Below are 15,410 nucleotides of genomic sequence, written 5' to 3' on the forward strand. Positions count from 1 at the left end.
GCTGGCCTGCCGCTGCATCTGATCCAGGTCAGCGGATTGCGCGGCAAGGGCATCGTTTCGCTGATCAAGGCACCGCTGCAGTTGATTCGCTCGCTGTTCCAGGCGCGTCGCATCGTGCGCGAGCTGCAACCGGTCTGCGTGCTGGGGATGGGCGGCTACGTTACCGGTCCGGGCGGACTGGCTGCCAAGCTGGCGGGGGTGCCCCTGGTGATTCACGAACAGAACGCCGTCGCTGGGACCGCCAATCGTAGCCTCGCGCCGCTTTCCAGCCGCGTCTGCGAAGCCTTCCCGGAAACCTTCAAGGCCAGCGTCAAGCGTCGCACCACCGGCAATCCGGTGCGTGAGGAGCTGTTCCTCGAGACGCCCCGCGATGCCCTTGCGCATCGTCGCCCGCGCCTCCTGGTACTGGGCGGCAGTCTCGGTGCCGAACCGCTGAACAAACTGCTGCCCGCCGCGCTCGCCCAGGTACCGGCGGACGTGCGGCCGCAGGTGTTTCATCAGGCCGGCAAGCAGCACGCCGATATCACCACGCAGCGTTATGCCGAGGTCGGCGTCGAGGCGGAAGTCGCGCCCTTCATCAAGGACATGGCGCGGGCCTACGCCTGGGCCGATCTGGTCATCTGTCGTGCCGGAGCGCTCACCGTTTGCGAGCTTGCCGCCGCTGGGTTGCCATCCTTTCTGGTGCCGCTGCCCCATGCGATCGACGACCACCAGACACGCAATGCCGAATATCTGGCGAAGGAGGGCGCTGCCGTCCTTCTGCCGCAAGCCAAGACTGATGCGGCCGTGCTTGCCGCTCAGCTGACCGAGGTAATGATGCAGCCGGAAAAACTCAAGGCCATGGGCGCCATCGCGCGCCGTCTGGCCCGGCCCGACGCCACCCGCAGCGTGGTCGATATCTGTCTGGAGGTGGCCCGTGGCTAAATCTCCCGCCGCGGTAAAAGCCGAAGTCCGCCGTATGCGGCGCATTCGTCGTATTCACTTCGTCGGTATCGGCGGGGTTGGCATGTGCGGCATCGCCGAGGTGCTGCTCAATCTCGGCTACGAGGTGTCGGGCTCGGACCTCAAGGAATCCGCCAGTACCGATCGGCTGCAGAGCTTCGGTGCGCAGATTTTCATCGGTCATCAGGCCGGCAATGTTGCCGGCGCCGACGTGCTGGTGGTGTCCAGCGCGGTCAATTCGGCCAACCCGGAAGTCGCCCTGGCGCTCGAACAACGTATTCCAGTGGTTCCACGTGCCGAGATGCTTGCCGAGCTGATGCGCTACCGGCACGGTATTGCTGTCGCCGGCACCCATGGCAAGACCACTACTACCAGTCTGCTGGCTTCGGTTTTTGCCGCCGGCGGGCTCGATCCGACTTTCGTCATCGGTGGCCGACTCACTGCGGCCGGTACCAACGCGCAGCTCGGCAGCAGCCGTTATCTGATCGCCGAGGCCGACGAAAGCGATGCCAGCTTCCTGCACCTGCAGCCGATGGTCGCGGTGGTCACCAATATCGATGCCGACCACATGAGCACCTATGGCGGCGACTTCGGCAAGCTGAAGAAAACCTTCGTCGAGTTCCTGCACAACCTGCCGTTCTACGGCCTGGCAGTGCTCTGCGTCGACGACCCGTTCGTTCGCGAGATCATTCCGCAGATCGGCCGGCCGATCACGACCTACGGTTTCAGCGAAGACGCCGACGTGCGCGCCACCAATGTCCGTCAGGAAGGCATGCGTACCTTCTTCACGGTGCTGCGCGATGGTTGTGAGCCGCTGGATGTGTCAGTGAACATGCCGGGCAACCACAACGTGCTGAACGCCCTGGCCACCATCGCCATTGCTACCGATGAAGGTATCGACGACGAAGCCATCGTCCAGGGCCTCGCGGAGTTCGCAGGCGTCGGCCGCCGCTTTCAAGTCTATGGCGATCTACCGGTCGAGGACGGCAGCGTGATGCTGGTCGACGACTACGGTCATCATCCGCGCGAAGTCGCCGCAGTGATCAAGGCAGTCCGCGGTGGCTGGCCGGAGCGGCGCCTGGTCATGGTCTATCAGCCCCATCGCTACAGCCGCACCCGCGACCTCTACGACGACTTCGTGCAGGTGCTCGGCGAGTCCAACGTGTTGCTGCTGATGGAAGTCTATCCGGCTGGTGAGGAGCCGATCCCCGGCGCCGACAGCCGGCAGTTGTGCCACAGCATCCGCCAGCGCGGCCAGCTGGACCCGATCTACGTCGAGCGTGGCGTCGACCTCGCTCCGTTGGTCAAGCCGCTGCTGCGTGCCGGCGACATTCTGCTTTGCCAAGGAGCCGGTGATATCGGTGGCCTGGCGCCGCAACTGCTCAAGAGTCCGCTGTTCGGTGGCGATGGCGCCGCGAGGAAATCCAAATGACGACCCTGCATTCGACTCGCGACCCCAAGGCGTTTGGTCGTGTCGCCGTGCTCTTCGGTGGCAAGAGTGCCGAACGCGAAGTGTCCCTGAAATCCGGCGCGGCGGTACTCGCCGCGTTGCAGGAGGCCGGTGTGGATGCGTTCGGCATCGATGCCGGCGATGACCTGCTGCAACGCCTGAGCAACGAGCGCATCGATCGTGCCTTCATCGTCCTGCATGGTCGTGGTGGCGAAGACGGCAGCATGCAGGGACTGTTGGAATGCGCCGGTATCCCCTACACCGGCAGCGGCATTCTGGCTTCGGCCCTGGCCATGGACAAACTGCGCACCAAGCAGGTGTGGCAGAGCCTTGGCTTGCCGACGCCGCAGCATGCCGTGCTGGCTACGGAGGCCGATTGCAAGGCTGCAGCGGAAACGCTGGGTTTTCCGCTGATCGTCAAACCGGCCCACGAAGGCTCTAGCATCGGCATGGCCAAGGTCGGTGGGCTCACCGAGCTGATCGAAGCCTGGCGTGCCGCCAGCAGCTACGACTCGCAAGTACTCGTCGAGCAGTGGATACAAGGCCCGGAATTCACCGTGGCGGTGCTGCACGGCCAGGTACTGCCACCGATTGGCCTGGGCACGCCGCACACCTTCTACGACTACGACGCCAAGTACCTGGCTTCCGATACCCAGTACCGCATTCCCTGTGGCCTCGACGCGGTGCGCGAACAGGAACTGAAGACGCTGTCTGCACGTGCCTGCGAAGCGGTGGGTATCCGCGGCTGGGCCCGGGTTGACGTGATGCAGGACGGTAACGGCGATTTCTGGCTGCTTGAAGTGAACACCGTGCCGGGAATGACCGATCACAGCCTGGTGCCCATGGCGGCGCGTGCTGCCGGTCTGGATTTCCAGCAACTGGTCCTGAGCATTCTCGATGACAGCCTCGAGGCGGGGAGCTAGCCATGATCGCTACGCTGCGCCATTCGCAACCCGGAAGCGGCCGCGCCTCGCGCAAGCCCGCGCAACGGGGTGCGAGCCGCCTGGTGCAACCGCAGCCGCTGTCGCAGCGCCTGCCGAAGCCGAGCCTCGCCGGGCTGAAGCGTTTCGTCTGGCCGGTGCTACTGGTCGGGTTGGCGGTCGGGCTTTACGAGCTGGGCGAGCGGCTGCTGCCCTATGCCGATCGGCCGATCGCCAAGGTCAGTGTGCAGGGCGAACTGGGCTATGTGAGTCGCGACGCGGTCCAGCAGCGCATAGCGCCTTTCGTCGAGCAGAGCTTCTTCAAGGTTGATCTGAACGGCATGCGCCACCAACTGGAACAGATGCCGTGGATCGCCCATGTCGAAGTCCGCCGCGTCTGGCCGGACCAGGTGATGGTGCGGCTGGATGAGCAATTGCCGATTGCCCGTTGGGGGGGCGAAGCATTGCTTAACAATAAAGGGCAGGCTTTCTCGCCGGATGACCTGACCCGATATGAACACTTGCCACATTTATATGGTCCGAAGCGGGCCCAACAGCGTGTCATGCAGCAATACCAGATGCTCAGCCAGATGCTGCGCCCGCTGGGATTCTCCATTTCCCGTCTGGAGCTGCGCGAGCGTGGAAGCTGGTTCCTGACCACCAACCAGGGCGTCGAGTTGCTGCTGGGGCGGGACCAGGTTGTAGAAAAAATGCGTCGCTTCACCGCCATCTATCAAAAGGCGCTGGAGCAGGAAAGCGAGAAGATCGCACGGATCGATCTGCGCTATGCGAACGGCCTGGCCGTCGCCTGGCATGAGCCGGTCCCGACTGTGACGGATACGACCGTCGCTGCGAAGAATTGAGGAATGAAACACATGTCGAGCGTGCAAAGCGGCAAGATGATCGTCGGCCTGGACATCGGCACCTCCAAGGTGGTGGCGCTGGTGGGTGAGGTGACCGCCGATGGTGAGCTGGAAATCGTGGGAATCGGTACCCATCCTTCGCGCGGGTTGAAGAAGGGCGTGGTGGTCAATATCGAATCCACCGTGCAGTCGGTTCAGCGCGCTATCGAAGAAGCTCAGCTGATGGCTGGCTGCCGCATCCATTCGGCCTTCGTCGGCCTGGCGGGCAACCACATTCGCAGCCTGAACTCCCATGGCATCGTCGCGATCCGCGACCGTGAAGTCAGCGCCGCGGACCTGGAGCGGGTACTTGACGCCGCCCAGGCTGTGGCCATTCCGGCGGACCAGCGCGTGCTGCACACGCTGCCGCAGGATTACGTGATCGACAACCAGGAAGGTGTGCGCGAACCGCTGGGCATGTCCGGCGTGCGCCTTGAGGCCAAGGTCCATGTGGTCACTTGCGCGGTGAATGCGGCGCAGAATGTCGAGAAGTGCGTGCGTCGCTGCGGCCTGGAAGTGGATGACATCATCCTGGAGCAACTGGCCTCTGCACACGCGGTACTGACCGACGATGAAAAGGAGCTGGGCGTCTGCCTGGTGGACATCGGCGGCGGCACCACCGACATCTGCATTTTCACCGAAGGCGCGATTCGTCATACCGCGGTCATCCCGATCGCCGGCGATCAGGTCACCAACGACATCGCCATGGCATTGCGCACGCCGACCCAGTATGCCGAAGAGATCAAGATTCGTTATGCTTGCGCGTTGGCCAAGCTGGCCGGTGCAGGCGAGACCATCAAGGTTCCCAGCGTCGGCGATCGCCCACCGCGCGAACTCTCGCGGCAGGCTCTGGCAGAGGTGGTCGAGCCGCGCTATGACGAGCTGTTCACCCTTATCCAGGCCGAGCTGCGTCGTAGCGGATACGAGGATCTGGTCCCGGCCGGGATCGTTCTCACAGGCGGTACAGCGAAGATGGAAGGAGCCGTCGACCTGGCTGAGGAAATCTTTCACATGCCGGTGCGCCTGGGCGTGCCGCACAGCGTCAAGGGACTGAGCGACGTAGTACGTAACCCCATCTATTCAACGGGCGTGGGCCTGTTGCTGTACGGACTGCAAAAGCAGGCCGACGGCATTCCCGTGTCTGGCATCGGCAATTTCGCCGACGAATCAAAGACGTCTGTTCTGGAGCGACTCAAGGGCTGGATCCAGGGCAATTTTTAAGCAGTGCGCTGTAACAACCAAAACTAGAAAGCTGGAAGGAGAGAGGGAAATGTTCGAACTCGTAGATCATACCCCGCAAAGTGCAGTCATCAAGGTCATCGGTGTCGGTGGCGGTGGCGGCAATGCCGTGAACCACATGGTTCGCAATAACGTCGAAGGCGTCGAATTCATCTGCGCCAACACTGACGCCCAGGCGCTGAAGAAAGTTGAAGCACGCACCGTGCTGCAGCTCGGCTCGGCCATCACCAAAGGTCTGGGTGCCGGTACCAATCCGGACATCGGTCGCCAGGCGGCGATGGAAGATCGTGAGCGCATCGCCGAAGTACTGGAAGGTGCGGACATGGTGTTCATCACCACCGGCATGGGCGGCGGCACCGGTACCGGCGCTGCGCCGATCATCGCTTCGGTAGCCAAGGAAATGGGCATCCTTACCGTCGCCGTGGTCACTCGTCCGTTCCCGTTCGAGGGCCGTCGTCGCATGCAGGTGGCCGACGAAGGTATCCGCGCGCTGTCCGATTGCGTCGATTCGCTGATCACTATCCCCAACGAGAAGCTGCTGACCATCCTCGGCAAGGACGCCAGCCTGCTGGCCGCTTTCGCCAAGGCTGATGACGTACTGGCCGGTGCGGTCCGTGGCATCTCCGACATCATGCAGCGTCCGGGCCTGATGAACGTCGACTTCGCCGACGTCAAGACGGTCATGGGCGAGATGGGAATGGCGATGATGGGCACCGGTTGCGCCACCGGCCCGAACCGTGCTCGCGAAGCCACCGAGGCTGCCATTCGCAACCCGCTGCTGGAAGACGTCAACCTGCAGGGCGCACGTGGCATTCTGGTCAACATCACTGCTGGTCTGGACCTCTCGCTCGGCGAGTACGCTGCCGTGGGCGAAATCATCGAGGCCTTCGCGTCCGATGAGGCCACCGTCAAGGTTGGCGCCGTGATCGATCCGGATATGGCAGATGAGCTGCATGTCACCGTGGTCGCTACCGGGCTCGGTCCGCGCAATGAAAAGCCGGTCAAGGTCGTCGACAACACCGTGCAGACCTCTGTTGCCGCTTCCGCCGCTCCGGCACCGCGTCAGCATGAGCAGGCCGCGGTCAATTATCGTGACCTCGAGCGTCCGACCGTGATGCGTAATCAGGCGCATGCAGCTGCCACCGCAGCCAAGCTGAATCCGCAGGAAGATCTGGATTATCTGGACATTCCCGCGTTTCTGCGTCGTCAGGCCGATTGATTGAATTTATCAGGAGTATCGTTGTGATTGGTGTTCAGCAAAGTTGGCTTCTGCTATTATCGCCGCCAATTGTTGAAAACTATTCGCAACTAGCGCTAAAGCGAAGCAAAAGGCCATGATCAGACAACGCACCCTGAAGAACATCATTCGCGCCACCGGCGTCGGCTTGCATTCGGGAGAGAAGGTTTATCTCACCCTGAAACCGGCACCGGTGGATACCGGAATCGTGTTCTGTCGCACCGACCTCAACCCGCCTGTGGAGATTCCTGCGCGGGCCGAGAACGTTGGCGAAACCACCATGTCCACGACACTGGTCAATGGTGACGTCAAGGTCGACACAGTGGAGCATTTGCTGTCGGCAATGGCTGGCCTGGGGATCGACAACGCCTACGTCGAACTCTCAGCGTCGGAAGTGCCGATCATGGATGGTAGCGCTGGACCTTTCGTATTCCTGATTCAATCCGCCGGCCTGCAGGAGCAGGACGCCCACAAGAAGTTCATCCGCATCAAGCGTGAAGTGACAGTCGAGGAAGGTGACAAGCGCGCTACCTTCCTGCCTTTCGACGGCTTCAAGGTGAGTTTCGAGATTGATTTCGACCATCCGGTTTTCAAGGGCCGTACCCAGACTGCCAGTGTGGATTTCTCGAGCACTTCCTTCGTCAAGGAAGTCAGCCGTGCACGTACCTTCGGGTTCATGCGCGACATCGAGTTCCTGCGCTCGCACAACCTGGCGCTTGGTGGCAGCGTTGAGAACGCAATCGTGGTGGACGAAACCAGTGTGCTCAACGAAGACGGCCTGCGTTACGAGGACGAATTCGTGAAGCACAAGATTCTCGATGCCATTGGTGATCTGTACTTGCTGGGCACCAGTCTGATCGGCGAATTCCGCGGCTATAAATCCGGCCACGCGTTGAACAACCGTTTGCTACGCACCCTGATGGAACAAAAGGATGCGTGGGAACTGGTGACCTTCGATGACCCGCAGACCGCACCGATCTCCTACATGCGTCCGGTGGCAGCCGGCTAAGCTGTACCTCTCTTCCTAAAATTTAAGGCCACCCTAGGGTGGCCTTTTTTTATGTTTCGCTGAAAAGCTGACGGGAATGGCGTGCCGCCTGCTTCAGCGAGGCGCCGGCAGGTCCTGGGCTAGTTCATGCCGTCCAGCAGGCCAGCCAGATCATCGGCGTGCTCTTCTTCCTGAGCGAGGATGTCCTCGAAGATGCGGCGGGGGGTCGGATCCTTGTCACCGATGTACTGCACGATCTCGCGGTAGCTGTCGATGGCGATGCGTTCGGCCACCAGGTTCTCGAAAACCATGTCGCGCAGGCCGTTGCCTTCGGCGTACTGCGCGTGGGCGCGCTCCGTCAGGCCGTCGGGGTTGAAGTCCGGCGCGCCACCCAGTTGGACGATGCGCTCGGCCAGCCGATCTGCGTGCTCCTGCTCCTCATTAGCGTGCTCGAGGAACTCGTCCGCGGCGGCGCTGGATTTCAGCCCTGTGGCCATGTAGTAGTGGCGCTTGTAGCGCAGATAGCAAACCAGTTCGGTCGCCAGCGCTTCGTTCAGCAGATTGATCACGACTTCTCGATCGGCCGAGTAACTCTCGGTGACGGCGCCATTCTCGACATGTTGACGAGCCCGCTCGCGCAGGCTCTGTTTATCGCTCAATTGTACGTAGCTCATCGCCATCTCCTGGTCTGGTTCACCGCGGACGCGGTGATTCACGGTTCCCAGTTTGAGAACAGGATGCTGGCGAAAAGTTTAGCGGTGGGGCTCGTCCGGCGGTGAGGGCGCCGGCTCAGGCTCACCCGGCTCATCAATCGGCACAGGATCGCCTGGGTCCTCGCGCTTGGGATTGCCCTCTTTCGGAGCGGTTTGGTCAATCATCGGCATGCCCTCAGTCCTCAGCTCAGCGCCCGTAGCAGTTCGTTCTTGCGCATCTTCGAGCGGCCACGAATGTCCCGCTCGCGGGCCTTTTCCATGAGCTGGTCGCGGGTCATGTCGGCAAGCGCCGTGCTGGTCGATGTCGAGCTTCGTGCCGAACCCTTGTTTGGTGATTTGCCCTGGCGGGCATCGGCTGCGCGGTGGGCCGAGTCCTTGCGCTCAGCCCGCTTGGCGGTCTCGCCCTTGCTCCTGCCCGAGCCCCCTTTGCGTTCTCCGCCGCCGGATTGCTTGTTGACCGTCGCCCATGCGCGCGCTTCGGCCTCGTCCTCGGGGACGCCACGCTTCTCGTAGCCTTCCTCAATGTGTTCGGCCTTGCGTTGCTGCTTGTCGGTGTACTTGGTTTTTTCTCCACGAGGCATGCTGGTCTCCTTCAAGGGGAGCGTTGAATGCACAGGCCCGAAGCGTGCTCGCGCCTGTGCCCGGCTGTCAGCGATGCAGTTTGCGCTGGTTTTCCTCAAGCTGATCGCAGGTCAGGAAGCCCTGGCCGTCCACGCGGCCGGAGCCATCGAAACTGACGTAATAAGGTTGCTGATGGCCATCGCGATTGAGGATGTAATCGTGGCAGACGCCTGGCACTACAGTGCGAGCTGCGGCCTTCGAGGGCTCCCCACCGATGGCCAGTACCTGCTCCTGAGACATGCCGGTCTCCACATCGCGTACCAGTGGCTCGTCACGGAAGGTGATGCGGTCTACCGGGTTCTGCACATTGCCGGAACAGCCGGCGAGCAGCACGACAGGGGCGAAGATGTAGATGGCGCGCTTGATCATGGGAGTGCCTCGTTGCGTATGGACGTTACCTTTATGGCCATACGGCGTCCGGCAAGGTTCAACGGATCAGCGGGCGACGGTATCAACGGTCATCAGGGGTGACGCGCCAGACCACGTTGCCGACATCGTCGGCCACCAGCACGGCCCCGGTCTTGTCCACGGCGACGCCTACCGGGCGACCCATTGCCTCTCCTGCCTCGTTGACGAAGCCGGTCAGCACATCCTCTGCCTGCCCAGCCGGCATGCCGTCGCGGAAGGGGATGAAAACCACCTTATAGCCACTGCGCGGCTTGCGGTTCCAGGAGCCGTGCTGACCAACGAACGCGCCGTGGCGGTAGTGCTGCGGCAGCAGCGTGCCTTCGTAGAAGGCCAGGCCGAGCGAGGCAGTATGCGCGCCCAGTGCATAGTCCGGGACAATGGCACGCTGGACCAGATCCGGCCGCAGGGGTTGCACGCGCTCATCGATGTGCTGGCCGAAGTAGCTGTAGGGCCACCCGTAGAATCCGCCGTCCTGTACCGACGTCATGTAGTCCGGCACCAGATCGCTGCCGATCTCGTCGCGCTCGTTGACGGTGGTCCATAGCGCTCCGCTGTCCGGTTGCCAGGCAAGGCCATTGGGGTTGCGCAGGCCTGAAGCGAACAGACGCATGCTCCTGGCTTGCGGATCCACCTCGAGAATCGCTGCGCGGTTCTCTTCGGCCTCCATGCCGTTCTCGGCCACATTGCTGTTGGAGCCGCTGGTGACATAGAGGCGGCTGCCGTCCTGGCTGGCAATGACGTTCTTGGTCCAGTGGTGATTGATCGGCCCAGCGGGTAGGTCCACGACCTTCTCGCCGTTCGCAGTGATACGGGTGGTGCCGGGCGTATAGGGAAAGCGCAGCAGCGCGTCCGTGTTGGCGACGTAGAAGTGGTTGCCTACCAACGCCATACCGAACGGGGAGTTGAGGTTTTCCAGAAACACCGTGCGCTGTTCCGCCACGCCATCGCCGTCACGATCGCGCAGCAGGGTGATGCGGTTGGCGCTGGGGCCTCCGGAGCCAGCGCGGGCCATGATCTTGCTGGCAATCCAGCCGCGCAGTCCCTGGCTCTGTTGCTTCGGCGGTGCGTCCGATTCCGCCACGAGCACATCGCCATTGGGCAGCACATGGAGCCAGCGGGGATGGCCCAGGTCACGGGCGAACGCCGCCACGCGCAGACCGGCCGCCGGCTGCGGCTTGCCATCTTGCGGCCAGCCTTTGGCGGGGGCGATGTGCACCGTGGGCAGGACTGTCTTGTTCGGCTCGGGCAGCGCCGGTGTCGGGCCGTATCCGGATTCCACCGGAAGCTTGGCCGTTTCGCTGCAACCTGCCAGAGCAGCCAGAACGGCGCCGGTCAGAAGAATACGGAAGTTGGACATGGCGAAATCCTTGGGCAGTGGAGTGGCGTTCGTTAGCGCGGCTGGTCCGGGTGGCGACGCTTGCGCGCGGCACGCAGGGCAGTATGCCGCTCCAGCCGTGGCATCAAAGCAAAGATCGCCAGCGCCAACAGCGTGCTCATTACGGCCGTTGCTTCATGCCCGAGGCCGACGGCGACACCGATCGCGGCCGTAAGCCAGATGCCCGCGGCGGTGGTCAGGCCCTTGACGTCTTCCGCGGAGTCGCCCTTGAGGATAGTCCCGGCTCCGAGAAAGCCAATACCGGTAACCAGGCCCTGAATCACCCGGGAAATGTCCTCGAGGCTCATGCCCGCCTGCACCGGCACCAGTACGAACAACGCTGCCCCAAGCGCAACCAGCATATGGGTGCGCAAGCCGGCGGCCTTGCGTCGGCGCTCGCGTTCATAGCCGAGCAGGCCGCCGAGAATCGACGCGATCAGCAGACGGCTACTGACGCGGGTCGCGTCCTCCAGGTCGGTGATGTCGGAGAACTCCGACGCGATGGTGTAGGAGATGCTCGCCCACCACTCCATGTCCTTCTCCAAGCCAGGCTGGTTCTGATTTGGATACGCGAGGCGGCGGGGGGTTCGCTAATCGGTGACCTGGAAACGCAGCATGCCGATCATCTGGCCTGCTTCGGTAACGACACGTACTCGCCAGCGGCCCGATGATTTTTCCGGGAAGTTGCGCTTGTGGGTCCAGGCGCGATAACCGGCTTCGCGGCCGCCGCTGATCTCAAGCGCGATACGGTCGACGCGCCGGCCGTTGTGGGTCCACTCGTGGAAGATGCGCTCCTTCAGGCCGCGCGGTGCGTTGATGGCGGTATAGGCGTAGAGGCCATTTGCGTGCAGTTCTGCGCTGGTGATTTCGCGCAGCCCCTTACCGGGTTTGCGTTGCCGATCATCGAGGCTCATGGTCACGGCGACATCGGTCAGCCACAGGGTTGCCGGGGGCACCCAGGTCCGTCCCAGCCAACCTGCGGCACCCAGCGCCACCGCCAGCAACAGGATGCCGGGCCACGTGCGCCAGTTCGAGCGGGGAAACAGTCCGCTGAGGCTCGGCAGGGCCAGCACTACTGCGACGCCCAGCGCCAGCTGATAACTCTGCGGGGTGGACAGATGAAGGATGATCGGCAACGCGGTCAGCAGGACGGCGAACAGCGTCAGCGCGTGAAACCCCAGGTAGACCCAGCGCCGCGGTGCCAGCCATTTGTAGTACAGCGGATCGATCAGCGAAACGAGCGCGGCGGCGCCAAGCAGGCCGGTGAACAGGGCTTGTCCGCTGTTCCAGGTGGTGGTGATGGCAAAGAACGGAATGATGAAGAACAGGCTTTCCTGATGCACCATCTGGGTGGCATAGCGCAGCAGCGGTCGTGGCACCTGCCAGCCGAACCAGCGCTGCAGGCTGCGCCGCAGGCTCGACTCCAGCACCAGCCAGAGCCAGCTCACCAGCATCACCAGGGCGACCACCTTGGCCAGGCCGGCGTGGCGTTCCACCAGAACGAAACTCGCCACCCCGGAAACGAAGCCGAACAGCGCAACCGTACCTGGATAGCGCCGAATCAGGCGGCTGGCCAGGTCGAACAGGCGTGATAACAGCGGCTTGAGTTGCATGATGGTTCGGGTCCGGATACGGCGTGCTTATCAGAAGTATCGAGCACAGGCGGGCTGGTGCAAGCCCGCGGTCGAGACCCTTCGCTTGTCGAGGGCGGATGGTACAGCGGGCGCGCCCCGCTGGTGTGGCAAGGCGCCCCTGTTTGGCGTATTTCGCAGGACGATCAGTCGCTCTCTTCGATCACCTGCTGTACCGCCTCGGGCTGCTCTGGCATCGCCGATGAGTGGTGACTGGTGATCAGCCACTGTCCGGCGTCGGCGAACCACTTGTAGGTAAAGGTATAACGCGCCGGCACCGTCTTGCCGTCGCCCAGCTTGAAGCTGTAGAGCCCGGTATCGAGCGCGCTGTTGCAGTCGATCATGATCATTCGCGAGACAACTTCGCCCTTCGGTTTCAGCGCCAGAAAGTGCTCGAAGTAGTCGAGCTTGGCTTCCGCCGTCTGCCGCGGCGTGTTGGACACGGTAGGCAGCAGCATCGAGTCAGGTGCGTAGTTTTCCACCACGCGTTTTGGATCGCCTGATTGCACATCTTCGTTCCAGCGATCGAAAAGCGCGGCGACCTGCGCTTCGTTGGTGCCATGACAGGTCGGGTCGTCCGCCAGCGCAGCCAGCGGGGCGAGGGAAAGCAGCAGGGGGAGGGCGTATTTCATAGTGTCACTCGTAGCCGGTGGTCGATTGCGGATGTCTCCGCAGCGGTACTGCACAGCATGGATACGTCATGCAGACTTGTGACCGTCCGCTGCTGCGCTCATTCCCGCCAGCGGTCGATCAGGGCTGCAGCGCCGACTCGATGGCTTCCCGGACATCGCTATAGGAGCGCGCTGCATCCGCTGGCAGGCGGACCTGCGGTAACCCGATGGTCTCGCACAGTCGATCCATGAATTCCTCATCGGTGTCAGGGTCGTGCAGGTTGATGACGCAGACCGGCTGAAGATCGGCCCTGTCGCACAGCACGAAATCGAAGCGCGTGGTCGCGATGCGGTTGGTGGCGCGGTACCAGTACGCCCGTCGGGCGATGGCGGTGACTTCCACAACGTCGGCGACGCTTACCTTGGGGAAGATCAGATAGCGCTCGCCGACCGTGCGTTGCAGCATTTCCAGCAGCTCGCGTTCCGCTGGCGAGAACAGTGGCGCCTTGAGGCGATAGGGATATTGCAGCGCGGGATGGTTGAGCTGCCGGTTCTTGACGAAGAAAACCAGCACGAAGATGACGAACGCCACCAGTGTCAGGGCCAGCCAGCTCATGGACGTCTGTCCTGATGCAGCGATTGAAGCCTTGTTGATGAACCCATGGTGTAAGCCTCGGAATTAGACGAGCGATGCTTTTGTTGAGTCCAGCACGTTCGATTCGTTCGGCTACCTTATCCACTACAGCTGTGGGCCGAGTTGTGGATAACCCTTTAGCTGCTTGCTGCAACCTTAGCGGCACTAGCGATCGAGCCTATTGATCGAAAATTGTACGTTCGCAGGTTCAAGGCTTCTGAAACGTCGTATTGCCCGCACATGCGTACACCAATAGGTCGAAGCGAGCGCTTATCCACTTCTGCTGTGGATGCGCATGTGGATAACATGGGGAGGCTGAGCTGCGGCCTGCGTGGTGCGTGGCCTGCAGCTCGGAGAGTGAAATTTGATCAGCTGGATTCAGCCAGATCACAGCGGCGAATTTTTGGCCCAGCGACTATGAGTGGGCGGTTGCCAGGCATCCAGCAACTCTATGAGCGCCTGCGACTCGTCACTACGTCGCAACATCTCGCGGTGCTGTGAGCGGACGAATCCCTCTTCGACGAGGTGATCGAGGAAGTGACTGAGCTTGCTGTAGAAGTGGTTGACGTCCAGCAACCCGAGCGGTTTGGGGTGATAGCCAAGCTGGCCCCAGGTCCAGACCTCGAAAAGCTCCTCCAGCGTACCCAGCCCGCCAGGTAAAGCGATGAAGGCATCCGCGAGCTCTGCCATCCGCGCCTTGCGGGCGTGCATGCCGTCGACCACTTCCAACCGAGTGAGGCCGGTGTGGCCGACCTCGGCATCTTTCAGGCTCTGCGGAATGATGCCGATCACCTCGCCGCCGGCAGCCATGGTGGCGTCTGCCACGACCCCCATCAGGCCGACGGCGCCGCCGCCGTAGATCAACCGAATGCCGTTGGCCGCCAAGGTGCGGCCGAGATCCTGGGCTGCTTGTTCATAGATGGGGTTCGAACCACGGCTGGCGCCGCAGAAAACGCAAATGGAACGCAAGGTCATCGTTAACTCCGCTCTTAGGGCTGGCGGAAGGGTACGCGGGCATGGACGAACGGCCAAGCGTGCTGGGCGATGTCAGCGGCCGTTCAATGCACCTCCGCTGGCGCACGCGTAATTGGCAAACAGGCTCTCGAGCAGATTGCGACTGGACATGGGCGATCTCTCCGTCGGTTGATGCGCTCATGCTAAGAACAGGGCGCTCCCGGCGCTCTTAGATTCTCGACATTGCCGTGATAGCTTGCGCTATTTGCCGCTTCATTTATCCCCGATAGATGTGTGCGGTTCTGTGGATAACCTTGGGAAGGTCTGCTCCAGGCGAAGCGGCGCGGGACTTCCAGCAGTATGTGCGTTTTTTGCTCAGTCCCGCTTGATGCGACCACGGGCCGCATAACAGAAGGCCTCGCGCGTTCATCGGTAATATGTGCGATGCCGTTTCACAATGGTAGTGATCGCTTCAGTTATCCACGATGGCTGTGGATAACGCTGTGAGTTGTTTGGGCAAATACGCCGCCGGGCCAGTGATGGCACGGCTGTCGGCGGTATGAATAAAAAACGTCCAGAACATTGGCGGCGGAGCAGCCCATCCTCGACTCTTATGCACTGGCATTCATTTCCGGGCGGTTGGTTGTCGGGTCCCGGCGCCTGATCGACACTCGGCGCTCCTGAATTCATCCAAGACCGCTGAGGGAGTACGCCATGACTGATGCCATCCGCTTCGAAGACAAGGTAGTGATCGTGACCGGAGCCGGCGGCGGGCTCGGGCGGGC

General features: G+C 62.2%; 16 protein-coding genes and 1 pseudogene. 8 read left to right on the plus strand and 9 right to left on the minus strand.

Going from position 1 to position 15,410, the window contains the following annotated elements; all coding sequences use genetic code 11:
• The 7 genes from murG to lpxC form a co-directional block, all read left to right on the plus strand.
• On the plus strand, window positions 1-924 hold a 924-nt coding region (gene murG, locus LO50_RS14675; RefSeq protein WP_044315464.1), incomplete at its 5' end, for an undecaprenyldiphospho-muramoylpentapeptide beta-N-acetylglucosaminyltransferase.
• Window positions 917-2,374 carry a UDP-N-acetylmuramate--L-alanine ligase gene (gene murC, locus LO50_RS14680; protein ID WP_031297283.1) on the plus strand — a complete coding sequence of 486 codons (1,458 nt, stop codon included), beginning with the start codon at window positions 917-919 and terminating at the stop codon, window positions 2,372-2,374. The genes murG and murC, both read left to right, overlap by 8 nt.
• Window positions 2,371-3,315 (plus strand): D-alanine--D-alanine ligase, encoded by a 945-nt coding sequence (locus LO50_RS14685; RefSeq protein WP_014821336.1) that lies wholly within the window; start codon window positions 2,371-2,373, stop codon window positions 3,313-3,315. The genes murC and LO50_RS14685 overlap by 4 nt, the downstream gene beginning before the upstream one ends.
• Before the next feature lie 2 nt (window positions 3,316-3,317).
• A complete protein-coding gene (locus LO50_RS14690; protein ID WP_044315465.1) occupies window positions 3,318-4,175 on the plus strand; it encodes a cell division protein FtsQ/DivIB in 858 nt (285 codons plus the stop codon).
• A gap of 12 nt (window positions 4,176-4,187) precedes the next feature.
• On the plus strand, window positions 4,188-5,435 hold the full coding sequence (gene ftsA, locus LO50_RS14695; RefSeq protein WP_044315466.1) for a cell division protein FtsA: 1,248 nt from the start codon (window positions 4,188-4,190) through the stop codon (window positions 5,433-5,435).
• Window positions 5,436-5,484: 49 nt separating this feature from the next.
• Window positions 5,485-6,672, plus strand: a complete 1,188-nt coding sequence (ftsZ, locus tag LO50_RS14700; RefSeq protein ID WP_014821333.1) for a cell division protein FtsZ — start codon at window positions 5,485-5,487, stop codon at window positions 6,670-6,672.
• A 115-nt stretch (window positions 6,673-6,787) separates the two neighbouring features.
• Window positions 6,788-7,699: a UDP-3-O-acyl-N-acetylglucosamine deacetylase gene (gene lpxC, locus LO50_RS14705; RefSeq protein ID WP_003302766.1), complete on the plus strand. Its 912-nt coding sequence runs from the start codon at window positions 6,788-6,790 to the stop codon at window positions 7,697-7,699.
• Window positions 7,700-7,818: 119 nt separating this feature from the next.
• On the opposite strand, the gene LO50_RS14710 is transcribed toward lpxC, so the two are convergent.
• The 9 genes from LO50_RS14710 to LO50_RS14750 form a co-directional block, all read right to left on the minus strand.
• Window positions 7,819-8,352: a ferritin-like domain-containing protein gene (locus LO50_RS14710; protein ID WP_044315467.1), complete on the minus strand. Its 534-nt coding sequence runs from the start codon at window positions 8,350-8,352 to the stop codon at window positions 7,819-7,821.
• A 221-nt stretch (window positions 8,353-8,573) separates the two neighbouring features.
• Window positions 8,574-8,972, minus strand: coding sequence for a Rho termination factor N-terminal domain-containing protein (locus LO50_RS14715; RefSeq protein WP_041014811.1), 399 nt, complete (start codon window positions 8,970-8,972; stop codon window positions 8,574-8,576).
• Between the two features lie 67 nt (window positions 8,973-9,039).
• Window positions 9,040-9,381 carry an osmotically-inducible lipoprotein OsmE gene (gene osmE, locus LO50_RS14720; protein WP_041014810.1) on the minus strand — a complete coding sequence of 114 codons (342 nt, stop codon included), beginning with the start codon at window positions 9,379-9,381 and terminating at the stop codon, window positions 9,040-9,042.
• Window positions 9,382-9,463: 82 nt separating this feature from the next.
• Window positions 9,464-10,777, minus strand: a complete 1,314-nt coding sequence (locus LO50_RS14725; protein WP_041014809.1) for a PQQ-dependent sugar dehydrogenase — start codon at window positions 10,775-10,777, stop codon at window positions 9,464-9,466.
• Window positions 10,778-10,809: 32 nt separating this feature from the next.
• Window positions 10,810-11,328 carry an MgtC/SapB family protein gene (locus tag LO50_RS14730; RefSeq protein WP_014821328.1) on the minus strand — a complete coding sequence of 173 codons (519 nt, stop codon included), beginning with the start codon at window positions 11,326-11,328 and terminating at the stop codon, window positions 10,810-10,812.
• 57 nt (window positions 11,329-11,385) lie between these two features.
• On the minus strand, window positions 11,386-12,408 hold the full coding sequence (locus tag LO50_RS14735; protein ID WP_041014808.1) for a DUF5924 family protein: 1,023 nt from the start codon (window positions 12,406-12,408) through the stop codon (window positions 11,386-11,388).
• A 164-nt stretch (window positions 12,409-12,572) separates the two neighbouring features.
• Window positions 12,573-13,058, minus strand: a complete 486-nt coding sequence (locus LO50_RS14740; RefSeq protein ID WP_041014807.1) for an SgcJ/EcaC family oxidoreductase — start codon at window positions 13,056-13,058, stop codon at window positions 12,573-12,575.
• 118 nt (window positions 13,059-13,176) lie between these two features.
• On the minus strand, window positions 13,177-13,653 hold the full coding sequence (locus LO50_RS14745) for a DUF2726 domain-containing protein (RefSeq protein WP_044315468.1): 477 nt from the start codon (window positions 13,651-13,653) through the stop codon (window positions 13,177-13,179).
• A gap of 405 nt (window positions 13,654-14,058) precedes the next feature.
• Window positions 14,059-14,646: a cytokinin riboside 5'-monophosphate phosphoribohydrolase gene (locus LO50_RS14750; RefSeq protein WP_044315469.1), complete on the minus strand. Its 588-nt coding sequence runs from the start codon at window positions 14,644-14,646 to the stop codon at window positions 14,059-14,061.
• A gap of 693 nt (window positions 14,647-15,339) precedes the next feature.
• Between LO50_RS14750 and LO50_RS24735 the strand changes: the two are divergent.
• Window positions 15,340-15,410 (plus strand): annotated as a pseudogene (locus LO50_RS24735) (SDR family NAD(P)-dependent oxidoreductase); the annotation flags it as partial.

Origin of the sequence: Stutzerimonas stutzeri (assembly GCF_000935215.1) — a bacterium.
GTDB lineage: Bacteria > Pseudomonadota > Gammaproteobacteria > Pseudomonadales > Pseudomonadaceae > Stutzerimonas.